Raw genomic sequence first — 13,629 nt, 5'->3', positions numbered from 1 at the left:
GCCGTCCATGTATGGCGGAACAGCGCGCGCGTCCACCCCGGGTGGGATGTGGCGTCCGCGCCGGCCCCCCCCCTCGCACCTCCGGAGAGGAGATCGACCGATGAGCGAGACGCTCCCCGACGACGCCGCCGGCTCCGGAGCTGGGGAGACCACCGTCCGCGTCCGCATCACCGGGCGGGTCCAGGGGGTCTGGTTCCGGGGGTGGACCGTCGAGACAGCCCAGGATCTCGGCCTCGACGGCTGGGTCCGCAACCGCGCCGACGGGTCGGTGGAGGCCGTGTTCCAGGGGGCGGAAGAGACCGTCGCGCGCATGATCGCCGCCTGCCATGATGGCCCCCCGGCCGCGCGGGTGACCCAGGTGACCCGCGCCGCGGAGCCACCGCTGACCGAACCCGGCTTCCGGCAGATCGCCACCCTCTGACCCGGTGGGCCGCCGCACTTTCACAAGGATCGAGGCGTGCCATGGATGTTGTCGCCGTTGACTGGAGCGCCATAGATTGGGGCGCTTGGGCCATGGTCGCCGGAATTAATCTGGTGGCCATCCTGAGCCCGGGGCCGGATTTCGCCATCACCCTGCGCAACACCCTGGCGCGCGGCGTGCGCGCCGGTGTGCTGACCGCTTTGGGCATCGCCGCCGGCCTGTCGGTGCATGTGGCCTACACCCTGGCCGGACTGTCGGTGGTCATCGCGCAGTCGGTGGTTCTGTTCTCGATCATCAAGATTCTGGGCGCGGCCTACCTGATCTGGATCGGCATCCAGGCCCTGCGCGCCCGGCCACACGAGGCGAACGCGGCCGACGCGCCCGAGACCGCGATGCGGGCGCATGCCGCGCTTCTGTCGGGCTTCCTGACCAACATTCTCAACCCCAAGGTCGCGTTCTATTTCCTGGCACTGTTTACCCAGGTGATCGATCCCGACACCGCGACGGCGGAAAAGGGCCTTTACGGGGTCACCATGATGCTGGAGGCCGCGCTGCTGTTCTCCACCGTGGCCCTGCTCTTCGGCCAGCCGATGCTGCGCCGCGCCTATCGGCGGGCCGCGCACTGGATCGATCGCGTCGTGGGGGTCGTGTTCATCGGGCTTGGCGTGCGGCTCGCCTTCGCCAAAGCGCTCGGCTGAGACCCTTCGGCGGACGATCCCGCGTGACGGAGTCCGATCGGGGGCGGCCGGTTGCATCCACCCGGGGCCGGACCCATACTCTCGGCACGGATCCGCGCCGCCCGATGCCGCGCGGACCGCTCCCGTCTTTTCAATCAGGACCACGACCGTCCCATGCAGGTGACCATCAACGGCGAACCCCGCCCGCTCGACACGCCCATGTCCATCGACGGCCTGCTGGCCACGCTCGGGCTTGACGCCCGTAAGGTGGCGGTGGAGCGCAACCGCGAGATCGTGCCGCGCGGCCAGTATGCGCAGACCGCGCTCGGCGACGGCGACGCGCTGGAGATCGTGCACTTCATCGGCGGCGGTGCGCCCGACACGGCGGCGCCAGTGGTGGAGGACGCGGACGCGGACGCGGGCTTCACCGTGGCGGGCCGCACCTTCACCTCGCGGCTGTTGGTCGGCACCGGCAAGTACAAGGACTTCGAGGAAACCGCCCGCGCCATCGAGGCCTCGGGCGCCGAGATCGTCACCGTGGCCGTGCGCCGCGTGAACGTCTCCGACCCAACCCAGCCCATGCTGATGGATTACGTGGATCCCAAGGTCTACACCTATCTGCCCAACACGGCCGGCTGCTTCACGGCCGATGACGCCGTGCGCACGCTGCGGCTGGCGCGGGAGGCCGGCGGCTGGGATCTGGTCAAGCTGGAGGTCCTGGGCGATCAGAAGACGCTCTATCCCGACATGCCGGAGACCTTCAAGGCGGCCGAGGCCCTCATCAAGGACGGCTTCAAGGTCATGGTCTACTGCAGCGACGACCCCATCGCCGCCAAGCGGCTGGAGGATCTGGGCTGCGTCGCCATCATGCCGCTCGGCTCCATGATCGGGTCCGGCCTGGGCATCATCAACCCGGTCAACATCCGCCTCATCAAGGAGACCGTGTCCGTGCCCGTGCTGGTCGATGCCGGCGTGGGCTGCGCCTCGGACGTGGCGGTGGCGATGGAGTTGGGCGTGGACGGCGTGCTGCTGAACACCGCCATTGCCGGCGCCAAGGACCCGATCCGCATGGCGCGCGCGATGCGGTTGGCGGTGGAGGCCGGGCGCCTGTCCTATCTGGCCGGCCGCATGCCCAAGAAGCTCTACGCCGATCCCAGCTCGCCGCTGGCGGGGCTGATCTAACCCGGCAAACCGCGCCGTCCGGTGGGCATATTCTGCCCGCCGGTGCGGCCTGGCGGCGCGGGCCAAGCCGGGCGGCGGCCTGTGTCTCCACGATCTTTTTCCTGGCACGGCATATGCTTCGACGCGGGTGGACCTCTGTGTCCGCGTCCCGTCACCGTGCCATGGAGCCCGGCCATGAGTGTGTTCGCCGCCCTTTTCACGTCCTCGCAGGCCATGCAGACCCAGTCCCATGTGCTGACGCGGATCAGCGACAACGTCGCGAACATGAACACGACGGGCTACAAGACGTTCGATGCCCACTTGCGGGAGTCCGTCAATCACATCACGCCCCGGGGGACCTACGTCGGCGTGAACTCGGTGGACGTCCGGCACGCGGACGCGCAGGGCATCATCCAATCGACGGGCCGGCCCCTGGATGTCGCGATCAACGGCGACGGCTATTTCGTTACCAACCCGGCGTTCGACGGCTCGGGCACGCAGCATTTCACGCGCGACGGCGCCACCCAGACCGCGCTGGGCCCCGACGGCAACGCCTATCTCGTCAATTCATCCGGCCAATTCTATCAGGGCTGGGAGGCGGCGCCCGATGGAACCGTCGACACCACGGGGCCGCTGGTGCCGGTCCAGGTTGAAGCCGCTGGGGGGCTGGCGGGCGAGCCGACGACCGAGGTCACCTTCTCGGCCAATATCAACGCCGACGCCACCAAGTCGCATACCTTCCAGACCGCCGTATGGTCCCCCCCGGACGCGACCGGGGCCAACGACTCCTATGCGCTTCTCATGACGTGGACGCCCGGGGATCCGGGCTCCAACGCCTGGTCCGTCTCCTACACGGTGCGAGCCCCGGACGGGTCGGACACCCTGCTGGACACCACCACCGAGGTGACGTTCGACGGCGGGGGGCAGTATGTCGGGCCGGCCGACCCGACCGTGGTGACGGTGCCGTTCGCCGACGGCTCAAGCTCCGCCGTCACTGTGGACCTGAGCGAGACCACGCAGTTCGGGGCCTCCGGCTTCCAAGAGAATTACCAGGAGACGAACGGCTTTCCCGCCGGGCGGGTTTCGCAGGTCGCGTTCGACAACTTCGGCCGTTTGCAGGCCCAGTACAGCAACGGCCAGTCCCGCGTTCTGTACCAGCTTGCCGTCGCGGATTTCCCGGCCCCGCAGAACCTGGAGGACGCCGGGCACACGATGTTCACCTACCGCGAGGAAGCCGGCGCGCCCGACATCTACGGCGTCGACACCCTGTCCACCCGGACGGCGATGGTCGCGGGCTCGGTGGAGGGCTCGACGGTCGATCTGACCCGGGAGTTTTCCAACATGATTACGACCCAGAAGGCCTACTCCACCTCGGCCACGGTCTACCGGACCAGCGACGAGATGGTCCGCACAGCGACCGCGCTGAAACAGTAACGGTGACGGCGGTGCTTGCGCACCGCCGGGCGACGGCTTAGGTGTTGCGGGCATCCCCCGGATCACTTTGATCGCCCCGACACCGTGCAGGACCGACATGAGCACGCCGCCCCGGACCGGCGCCAACCACGCCGCCGACGCCGCCAACGAGACCTTCAAGCGCGCCACCACATCCTGCCTGCGGGCGCTGTCGGCCACTAAGGACGTCACCGTCACCTACGCGCCCGGCACGGCCCAGGCCAGCGGGACGCAGGCGCGTTTGCCGCAGCCGCCGCGCCGCATGGACGCGGAGCAGGTGACCCGCCTGCGCGCCACGGCCGATGGCCTGGCCATGCGGTTGCGCCATCACAACAGCCGGGTGCACGGCGCGCTGATGCCGACCGCGACCGAGGCGGCGGAGATCTACAACACCCTGGAACAGGCCCGCGTCGAGTGCCTGGGTGCCCGCGCCCTGCCCGGCGTGGCGCAAAATGTGTCGCGGGCGTTGGAGGACCGGCTGGTCTCGGACGGCTTCGATCGCGTCAGCCATCCGGATCAGCTTCCGCCGGGGGAGGCTGCGCGCCTGCTCGCGTTCGACCGGTTCGGCGACATTCCGCTGGGGTCCGTGGGCCAGCGCCTGCTGGAGATGTCGCGGCGCCGGTTGGAGTCCGACGGCCATTTCCTCGACGAGATGGAGGGGCGGCTGGCGTCCCAGGGCGAGTATGCCCGCACGGTGCGGCGCTGGCTCGATGACCTCGGGCTGGAAACCTACACCGAGAGCGAGCCCGACCCCGACGAAGAGGCGACCGAGAGCGCCGACGAGAACGCCGGCGGCGGCGACGAGACCGAGACCGGCGACGACACCAAGCCCGAGAGCGTTTCGGCCGCCGGGCCGGACGGTGGATCCGACATGGAGACGGGCGAGTCCGAGGCCGAGTCCGGGGAGGGTGAGACCGACGATGCCACCGCCGAGGCCATGCGCCTGGGCCAGGGGTCGGAGGAACCCGGCGGCGATCCCGGCAGTCGGCGCGACAACGCCGATGCCGGCGATCCGCGTCAGGCGCTGTACCGAGCCTATACGACCGAGTTCGACCAGGTCGTGGAGGCGCCGGACCTGGCGGATCCCGAGGAGCTGAACCGCCTGCGCAGCCAGCTCGACGGCCAACTTGTGAACCTGCAGGGCATGGTCGCGCGGCTCGCCAACCGCTTGCAGCGGCGCCTGATGGCCCAGCAGCAGCGGGCGTGGGAGTTCGACCTGGACGAGGGCATCCTGGACGCGGCGCGGCTGGCCCGCATCGTCGCCAACCCGATGAACTCCCCGTCCTACAAGCAGGAGAAGGAAACCAAGTTCCGCGACACCGTGGTCACCCTGCTGATCGACAACTCCGGCTCGATGCGCGGACGGCCGATCTCGGTGGCGGCGCTGTGCGCGGACATCCTCGCCCGCACGCTGGAACGCTGCGCGGTGAAGGTGGAGATCCTGGGCTTCACCACCAGCGCCTGGAAGGGCGGCAAGTCGCGCGAACGCTGGCTCGCCGACGGCAAGCGCCCGCACCCCGGGCGCCTGAACGACCTGCGCCACATCGTCTACAAGAACGCCGATGCGCCGTGGCGGCGGGCGCGCCTGAACCTGGGCCTGATGCTGCGCGAGGGCATCCTCAAGGAGAACATCGACGGCGAGGCCCTGCTGTGGGCACACCACCGCCTGATGGGGCGGTCGGAGGCGCGCCGCGTCCTGATGGTGATCTCGGACGGCGCGCCGGTGGACGACTCCACGCTGTCGGTGAATTCCGGCAATTATCTGGAGCAGCACCTGCGCGACGTGATCGAGATGATCGAGACCCGGTCGGCGATCGAACTGGTGGCGATCGGCATCGGCCACGACGTCACGCGCTACTACCGCCGGGCCGTGACGATCATGGACGCCGAGGATCTGGGCGGCGTGATGATGCGCCAGCTTCTCGACCTGTTCCAGGACGAGACGGAGGCCGGCCGCCGCAGCGCCGGCCCCGGCATGGCGCCGCCGCCGTCCCGCCCGGCACCGCCGCCGAGCGGGCTGACCGGCGTGATCTGAGGCGGAGGCCGTCGTGGGGGGTGTCGTGGGGGCGATGACGTTTCGCATCCGGCCCGCGATCCCCGCCGATGCGTCCCATTTGCCCGGAATCGAACGGCGATCCGGTGTGCTGTTTCGGCAGTGGCCCGGACTGGAGTGGATTGCCGATGATACCGTCCAATCGGAAGAGCGGCACCGGTCCCTGATCGCCGACGGCGTTGCGTTCGTCGCCGCCGATGATGACGGTGGCTTGGTGGGGTTCCTGAACGGCGCGGAGGCGGCCGATGCCCTGCACCTTTGGCAGATTGCGGTGGATCCCGACCATCAACGGCGCGGCCTCGGGCGGGCGCTGATCGGCGCGGCGGAGCAGGCGGCCGCCGCCCGTCGGATTCGCGCCCTGACCCTGACCACCTTTCGCGACGTGCCCTGGAACGAGCCCTACTACCGGACGCTCGGGTTCGTCACCCTGGACCGGGCGAGCCTGTGTCCCTGGCTGACGGCTGTTCTGGAGGCCGAGGGCCGGGCCGGACTCCCCGCGGCGCTGCGCTGCGCCATGCGGAAACGGATCGGGGACCCAGGCACGGTGTGACGCCGCGCCGGAGGTCACCCCGTCAGGGCGAGAAAGTCCGGCTCCGACAGCGTCGTCACACCCAGGTCGCGGGCCTTGGCGGCCTTGGAGCCCGCGTCCGCGCCCACCACCACGAAATCGGTCTTGGCGGAGACGCTGCCGGTGACCTTGGCGCCCATGGCCTGGGCGCGGGCCTTGGCCTCGGCGCGCGACAGGGTTTCGAGCGTGCCGGTGAACACGATGGTCTTGCCCGACAGCGGCGTCTCGCCGCCCGTCGCCACGCGCTCGAACGGCCGGATATCCAGCAGCCCCGCCAAATCGTCCAGCACCTGCCGGTTATGGTCCTCGTGGAAGAAGGCCAGCAGGTCCCGGGCGACGCTGGATCCCACGTCGTTGATGTTGACCAGCGTGGCATAGGCGTCCGACTCGGGGTCCTGGGCCGCGTCCATCGCCGCGCGCAGGGCGTCGATCGTGCCGTAATGCGCCGCCAACAGCCGCGCCGTCGCCTGCCCGACCTGCCGGATGCCCAGCGCGTAGATGAACCGCTCCAGGCTGATGGTGCGGCGGTCGCGAATGGCGCGGAACAGGTTGTCCGCCGACTTGGCGCCCCAGCCGTCCCGGTTCTTCACCTTGGTCAGGGACTCGCGGTCGCGCTCTTCCAGGCGGAAGATGTCCGCCGGGCTGCGGATCGAGCCGTCGGCGAAGAACGCCTCCACCGCCTTCGCCCCCAGCCCTTCGATATCGAAGGCGTTGCGGGAGACGAAGTGCTTCAGCCGCTCGACCGCCTGGGCTTCGCAGATCAGGCCGCCGGTGCAGCGGCGGATGGCCTCGCCCTCCGGCCGCTCCGCCTCGGAGCCGCAGACCGGGCAGTGCGTCGGGTAGACGAACGGCGCGCTGTCCTCCGGGCGGGCCTCCGGCACCACCGCCACCACCTGCGGGATGACGTCCCCGGCGCGCTGGATGACGACGGTATCCCCTGCGCGGATATCCTTGCGGCCGATTTCGTCCTCGTTGTGCAGGGTGGCGCGGGAGACCACGACGCCCCCGACCGTCACCGGCTCCAGCCGCGCCACCGGGGTCAGGGCGCCGGTGCGGCCGACCTGGATGTCGATCGCGGTCAGAACCGTGCGGGCCTGCTCGGCCGGGAACTTGTGCGCGGTGGCCCAGCGCGGCGCCCGGCTGACGAAGCCCAGGCGCTTCTGCCAGTCCACCCGGTCCACCTTGTAGACCACGCCGTCGATGTCATAGGGCAACTGGGCGCGCTTGGTCCCCAACGCCTCGTAGTGCGCCAGCGCTTCGGTCTCATCGCGGCACAGGGCGGTGTCCGGGTTGACCGGCAGACCCCAGGCGCGGAGCTGGTCGAGGAACGCGTGGTGGCTGTCGAACGCCGCGCCCTTCACCTCGCCCCAGGAGTAGGCGAATAGCCGCAGCGGGCGTTTGGCCGTGATCGCCGGGTCGAGCTGGCGCAGGGAGCCGGCGGCCGCGTTGCGCGGGTTGGCGAAGGCCTTCTCCCCCGCCTCGGCCTGGCGCGCGTTCAGGGCGAGGAAGGCGTCGCGCGCCATGTAGACCTCGCCCCGGATCTCCATCACCGGCGGGGGGGCGTTGGTCGCCAGACGTTCCGGGACCTCGTCCAGGGTGCGGATGTTGGCCGTGATGTTCTCGCCCTCGGTGCCGTCGCCGCGCGTGGCGGCCTGGACCAGGACCCCGTTCTCGTAGCGCAGGGAAACCGACAGGCCGTCGATCTTCGGTTCCGCCACCAGGGCCAGCGGCTCGTCTGCCTCCAGCCGCAGGAAGCGGCGGATGCCGACGGTGAACTCCGTCATCTCCTCGGCGGAGAACACGTTGGCCAGCGAGAGCATGGGCACGGCGTGCACGACCTTGCCGAAGCCGGCCGCCGGGGCCGCGCCCACGCGCCGCGAGGGGCTGTCGTCGCGGATCAGCTCCGGGAACACGGCCTCGATCGCGGCGTTGCGGCGCACCAGGGCGTCATAGTCCGCGTCGCTGATCTCCGGCGCGTCCTGCTGGTGATAGGCCGTGTCGTGGCGGGCGATCTCGGCGGCCAGGCGCTCCAGTTCGGCGGCGGCCTGCTCGGCGGTCAGCGTCGCGGGGTCAAACGACGGGGGGGCGGACGGGGTGTCTGTCATGGGTCGGTGTTGGGTCCGGCGGTCAGATCAAGGGTCATTTGGGACGCCGCGCCGGCCCGCAACAGGGTCTCGGCGGCGGCGCGGGCCTCGGCGGTGATGGAGGCGCCGGAGAGCATGCGAGCGATCTCCTCGCGCCGTTCGCCCTCGGCCAGCGGTACCACGCGGGTGACGGTGGCGTCGGCTTCGCTGCCCTTTTCCACGCGCCAATGATGGTGGCCGGTCGCGGCCACCTGCGGGGAGTGCGTGACGACCAGCACTTGGACGTCGCGGGCCAGCCGGGCGAGGCGCTCGCCCACGGCGGCGGCGGTGGCGCCGCCGATGCCGGTGTCGACCTCGTCGAACACCAGCGTGGGAATGGTGGAGGCGCGCGCCAGCACCACCTTCAGCGCCAGCATGAAGCGCGCCAGCTCACCGCCGGAGGCGATCTTGTGGATCGGCCCGGGGGTGGCGCCGGGGTTGGTCGCGACCTCGAAGGCGACGCGGTCCAGGCCGTCCGGCCCCCACTCGCGTTCCTCCAGTGGTTCCACGCGAGTGACGAAGCGGGCCTTGTCCAGTTTCAGGGGCGGCAGTTCGACCGCCACAGCGGCATCAAGCGCGCGGGCGGCCGCCGTCCGGCCCTCCGACAGCGTCCGGGCGGCGCTCTGGTAGCCCTCGCGCGCCGCCTGTTCGGCGCGGGCCAGCCGGGCGATATCGCCGCCGCCATCGGCCAGCGCGTCCAGCTTCGCGCGCACGTCGACGAGTAGGCCGGGCAGGGCGTCCACCTCCACGCCGTGCTTGCGGGCCAGCCCCCGCAGGGCGAACAGCCGTTCCTCGACCTGATCGAGATGCTTGGGGTCCAGGTCGAGGTCGGCGGCCGCATGCTCAAGGGCGTTGCGGGCCTCGGCGAGTTCGATCGCTGCGCGCTCCAGCCCCTCGAGAATGGGGCCGATCGCCGGGCCGCCCAGATCCTCCAGGCGGTCCAGCGCCCGTTGCGCCGCCTGCACCGCCCGCTCGACGTCGCCCGGCTCGCTGAGCGCCGCCAGCGCCGCGTTCAGCCCATCCGCCAGCTTCTCACCGTGCATCAGGCGGGTGCGCTTTTCGGCCAGGGCCGCCTCCTCGCCCGGTTTCGGGCTCAGGGCGTCCAGCTCGGCCAGGATGGTCCGCAGTTCGTCCTCATGGGCTTGCGCCTGATCGAGGTCCCGGCGGGCCGCGGCGTGGGCGCGCGCGGCCGTGCGCCACGTGTCCCAGGCGGCATGACAGGCGTCGCGCGCCGGCTCCAGGGCCCCATGCGCATCAAGCACGCCGCGGTGGGTGCCCGGGTCGAGCAGGCCGTGGGTGTCGAACTGGCCGTGGACCTCCACCAGCGTGTCCCCCAGCCGCCGCAACAGGCCGACGCTGGCCGGTTGGTCGTTGACCCAGGCCCGGCTTCGCCCATCGGCCCCGACCGAGCGGCGCAGCACGAGCCCCTCGCCGTCCGCCTCCGCGTCGGTCTCCATACCCTGGTCGGCCAAAACGCCGTACGCCGGGTGGTTCGGGGGAACCTCGAACCGGGCGGTGACGGACAGCCGGGCGGCGCCGGCGCGGACCAGACCGCTGTCGGCGCGCGCGCCCAGGGCGAGGCCCAGGCTGTCCAGCAGGATGGATTTGCCAGCGCCGGTTTCGCCGGTCAGCACGCCCAGCCCGACCCCGAAGGCGAGGTCCAGGCGCGCGATCAGCACCACGTCACGGATGGACAGGGAAACCAGCATGCGGGTGGGTCCGTAGGGTGGCGGAGCGCAGATGCGCCCACATCAGATCCAGTCGAACAGGTCCTCGTACCAACTCGTGTCTTCGACGGGGTCGCGAATCGTCTCCCCGGTGATGAGCTGGTAAGCGTCCACGTACCAGTCGCTGCCCGGGTAGTTGTACCCCAGAACGGCCGCGACCTTCTTCGCCTCCGAATCGAGGCCGAGGATCATGTTGATTTCGACGATTCGGTAGAGGGCTTCCGGCACATGGGTTGTCTGGTCGAAGTCCGCCACCACGCGCTTGAATCGGTTCAAGGCGGCCAGATAGTGCTTTTCGCGCAGATAGAACCGGCCGACGCTCATTTCCTTGCCGGCCATATGATCGCGTGCCAGATCCATCTTGAACCGGGCGTCGCGGGCGTACTTGGTGTTGGGGAAGCGGTTGGCGATCTCGCGCAGGGCGTCGGTGGCTTGCCGTGTGATCTCCTGGTCCCGGCGGACGTCGGCGATCTGTTCGTAGTAGCTGATGGCCTTCAGGTAGTAGGCGTAGGCAATATCGCGATTGCCCGGGTGGAGCTGAATGAAGCGATCGAGGGCCACGATCGCGTCGTCATATTTGTTGTCCTCATAGTGGCTGTAGGCCGCCATGAGCTGGGCCTTGGTGGCCCAGATGGAATACGGATGCTGGCGCTCGACCTCGTTGAACGCGTCGGCGGCGTCCTCGTACTCCTGGGCTTCCAGCAGGCTGACCGCCTCGTTGTAGAGCTGTTCGACCGGGCGCTCGACGTACTCCTGTTCCTTGGAGTCCGTGCCGCACGCGGCAAGCGCTCCCGCGACACCAACCATCAGCGCGAGCACGCGCAGGCGACGCCCGACGGATCGGACGGAGCGCGCAGGCGAAACAAATGACGAAACGAAAAGGCGGCGCATCGGGCGGGTGAAAATCCTGGTCAGCGTGTCGGTTTCGGCGACGCGGCGCCCACGGAGTCGGGGCGGACCCGGTCACAGGTGCCACTGGCGGCACTATAAGCACGCCGTGGCGGCCTGTCACCGGCTGGCGTGGGGAGCCCGGACTGCGGCGTCACGAGCCCGACCAAACCGACCCTGCTGGATGCGTCTCGAGGACCTCGTGGCGGCGCCGGAGTGCACCCGATGATGGGGCAAGGGAGGGGGTTGCTATTAAAACAACCGTACCCCCCGTTTGGTGGAGGCGCGGGGTGCGGCGGCCGCGATTTTCCGCGCTGCGGCACGGTTGGTTCCCCCGATGGGTGGGGGTGCCTTTCGGGGGATAGCCCGGCCGCCGGCCCGTAACGTATGTTCACCCTCGTTAATCGGGGACGTCCGAAAAACGGGGGGCTCTCCCCAGGGCAGGTTCGGAAGGCGCCGATCACGACGATGGACCAACGGCGCGGCCATGAGTGGCGTGGACCGCGTGCGAAGGGGTCGGGTGGTCTGCGGACGATCGGTCTGGTCTCGGACACCGCGCGTGCGAATCACGTTGCACGACGCGGATACCAAACCAATTTGCTCAACGATGGGAGATGGCACATGAAAGGGAGCATTCTGGCTCTGGCTGCGGGCGCGTTCGCGTTGAGCGCGGCGTCCGCGAATGCGGCGATTGTGGACCTGGACTTCGGCAGTTCGATGTTCGGCGTTGGCTATGGGCAGACGTCGAAGACCTACGCCCTGGGTGACGGCGTTGAGCTGACGGTGTCGGCCGGCAACACGTCCACCGGTTTGTTCGCTCCGGAGTCGTATCTGGGCCAAAACGGGTTCGGCTTCACCAACACGACGGGATGGGTCGACGATCCCCACGTCGATGGCTTCGGCCCGAACGAGTTCATCGACTTCACGTTCAACAAGATCGTGGACTTCGTCTCCGTTGGGTTCTCGCTGTTCAACAATTGGCCCGAGTGGGACGACGATGCCGCCCTCTATGTGGACGGCACGGAAGTCGGCGGCAGCCCGACCGATGACAATCCGTTCTTCTTCGCCAGCGAGACGAGCGGGACGACCCTGCGCGTCGCCGCGCTGGGCTGGAACGACGACTTCAAGATCAAGAGCCTGTCCTACGACATTCCGGCCGAAGTGCCGCTTCCCGCAGCCGCGTGGTTCATGCTGACCGCGCTCGGCGGTCTGGCTGGCGGCCGGTGGCTGCGCAAGGGCGACGCCCGCGCCGCGGCGTAAGGCGCCTCTCTCCTTCATTCCGCCTGAGCCTCTCGCTTGGGTCCGACAACGCCTCCGGTGGGTCTCCGCCGGGGGCGTTTCGGTGTGTAAGGACCGCGCGCGACGAAGGTGGCGCGAAGCGGGTGGCGGGCCCTTGCGGCGCGGCCGACGGTCGGTGCGGCGAGCTGCGTCCGCGTGGAGACGCCCGCGGCGCCCCCAAACCGGTGGACGCGATGAAAACTAGGGCAAATCCCGAGCGATCTGAAACAGATCGCGACGACGATGTGCTTCAATATCAATAATCTAGAGCATTTTTAGTGACCCAGATGTCACGCAAAATACTCTAACGCGGGCGGCCTATCCTGGGCACGACCCCGTCTCTATAACGGACGGTCAGGGTGCCTTTCGGTGGGTGTTCCCACCCGTGACAATCAGTTACTGTGCAAACAGATAAAAAACAACATAACGCCAGGGGATTATGTCCTTGGGATCGTTTCTGACGCGATCCGTTCGGGCGACGGAGCCACGGCGCGGTTGGCGTATGGCGGCCCCGGACCAGCCTGCGGAGTGTTTCATTTCAGTGCGGAAGAACCCGCTGTAGACGGATCCTGTGCCGCGTTGCTCTACGAAAGGAGTCAAATATGAAAGCGGGTCTTCTGTCCCTGGCTGCGGGCGCGTTCGCGCTGACGGCGGCTTCGGCAAACGCCGCGGTCCTGGACTTTGGAAGCTGGACCTTCGACAACACCTTTTGGGGAACGCCCGGCGCGAGTTCGCATGACTTCGCGCTCGCCGACGGCCTTACCTTGACCGCGACTGCCGGAAACTATTCGACCGGGCGTGTGACGTACGACTGGGAGGGGCGCCCAACGTACCATGACCCGCTGACCTCCAAACTCGGACGCTCCACTGACGGCTTCTCCAGTTGGACCGCCGGTTGGTGGCAATATGACCCCCAAGAGATCGACGGCACAGGCCCGAACGAATACATAGAGTTGTCGTTCAACAAGGTCGTGGACCTCAACTGGATCGACTTCTCGTACGTCGGGAGTAACGATGACGTCTCGATGTCCCTGAACGGGAGCGATGTCCCCAACAGCCCGACCGACACCGATCCGTTCTACTTTTTGAGCGGCACCAGCGGCTCCGTCCTTCGCCTGGACGCGTTCGGCAACAACAACGATTTCACGATCAAGAGCCTGTCCTACGACATTCCGGCCGAAGTGCCGCTTCCCGCGGCCGCATGGTTCATGCTGACCGCGCTCGGCGGTCTGGCCGGCGGTCGCTGGCTCCGCAAGGGCACCGCCCGCGCCGCGGCGTAAG

11 protein-coding genes are annotated in these 13,629 nt (G+C 68.9%); 8 read left to right on the top strand and 3 right to left on the bottom strand.

From position 1 onward, the window contains the following. Positions 1–100 precede the first annotated feature (100 nt). The 6 genes from GGD82_RS14785 to GGD82_RS14760 all read left to right on the top strand — a co-directional run bounded on the left by GGD82_RS14785 (position 101) and on the right by GGD82_RS14760 (position 6,314). Complete coding sequence (locus GGD82_RS14785; RefSeq protein WP_150063192.1) at positions 101–421, top strand: acylphosphatase; 321 nt, start codon at positions 101–103, stop codon at positions 419–421. 41 nt (positions 422–462) lie between these two features. After that, positions 463–1,119 carry a LysE family transporter gene (locus GGD82_RS14780; RefSeq protein WP_211364799.1) on the top strand — a complete coding sequence of 219 codons (657 nt, stop codon included), beginning with the start codon at positions 463–465 and terminating at the stop codon, positions 1,117–1,119. 153 nt (positions 1,120–1,272) lie between these two features. Then, positions 1,273–2,280 carry a sulfur carrier protein ThiS gene (gene thiS, locus GGD82_RS14775; protein WP_150063191.1) on the top strand — a complete coding sequence of 336 codons (1,008 nt, stop codon included), beginning with the start codon at positions 1,273–1,275 and terminating at the stop codon, positions 2,278–2,280. A 174-nt stretch (positions 2,281–2,454) separates the two neighbouring features. Beyond that, a complete protein-coding gene (locus tag GGD82_RS14770; protein ID WP_150063190.1) occupies positions 2,455–3,693 on the top strand; it encodes a flagellar hook protein FlgE in 1,239 nt (412 codons plus the stop codon). Positions 3,694–3,790: 97 nt separating this feature from the next. Then, positions 3,791–5,746, top strand: coding sequence for a cobaltochelatase CobT-related protein (locus tag GGD82_RS14765; RefSeq protein ID WP_150063189.1), 1,956 nt, complete (start codon positions 3,791–3,793; stop codon positions 5,744–5,746). A gap of 13 nt (positions 5,747–5,759) precedes the next feature. Further along, a complete protein-coding gene (locus GGD82_RS14760) occupies positions 5,760–6,314 on the top strand; it encodes a GNAT family N-acetyltransferase (protein WP_311731965.1) in 555 nt (184 codons plus the stop codon). Between the two features lie 14 nt (positions 6,315–6,328). Here the strand turns inward: GGD82_RS14760 and ligA are convergent, their stop codons facing one another. From ligA to GGD82_RS14745, 3 genes are read right to left on the bottom strand one after another with little or no spacing between them, the layout of a single operon-like run. Further along, entirely contained in the window at positions 6,329–8,437 is a 2,109-nt protein-coding gene (gene ligA / locus GGD82_RS14755; protein WP_150063187.1) for an NAD-dependent DNA ligase LigA, read from the bottom strand. Then, complete coding sequence (gene recN, locus GGD82_RS14750; protein ID WP_150063186.1) at positions 8,434–10,164, bottom strand: DNA repair protein RecN; 1,731 nt, start codon at positions 10,162–10,164, stop codon at positions 8,434–8,436. The genes ligA and recN overlap by 4 nt, the downstream gene beginning before the upstream one ends. Before the next feature lie 42 nt (positions 10,165–10,206). After that, entirely contained in the window at positions 10,207–11,001 is a 795-nt protein-coding gene (locus tag GGD82_RS14745; protein ID WP_281292750.1) for an outer membrane protein assembly factor BamD, read from the bottom strand. Between the two features lie 690 nt (positions 11,002–11,691). Here GGD82_RS14745 and GGD82_RS14740 point away from each other — a divergent pair. Further along, the gene (locus GGD82_RS14740; protein ID WP_170284365.1) at positions 11,692–12,330 is read left to right on the top strand and encodes a VPLPA-CTERM sorting domain-containing protein; all 639 of its coding nucleotides are present in this window, start codon (positions 11,692–11,694) and stop codon (positions 12,328–12,330) included. Positions 12,331–12,950: 620 nt separating this feature from the next. Then, entirely contained in the window at positions 12,951–13,628 is a 678-nt protein-coding gene (locus tag GGD82_RS14735) for a VPLPA-CTERM sorting domain-containing protein (protein WP_150063183.1), read from the top strand. Position 13,629: the final 1 nt, after the last annotated feature.

It is taken from the genome of Roseospira marina (assembly GCF_014197855.1).
GTDB classification, from domain to species: Bacteria; Pseudomonadota; Alphaproteobacteria; order Rhodospirillales; family Rhodospirillaceae; genus Rhodospira; species Rhodospira marina.
The sequence above is the reverse complement of the archived record's forward strand: the minus strand, read 5'-3'. Positions and strand labels throughout refer to the sequence as shown.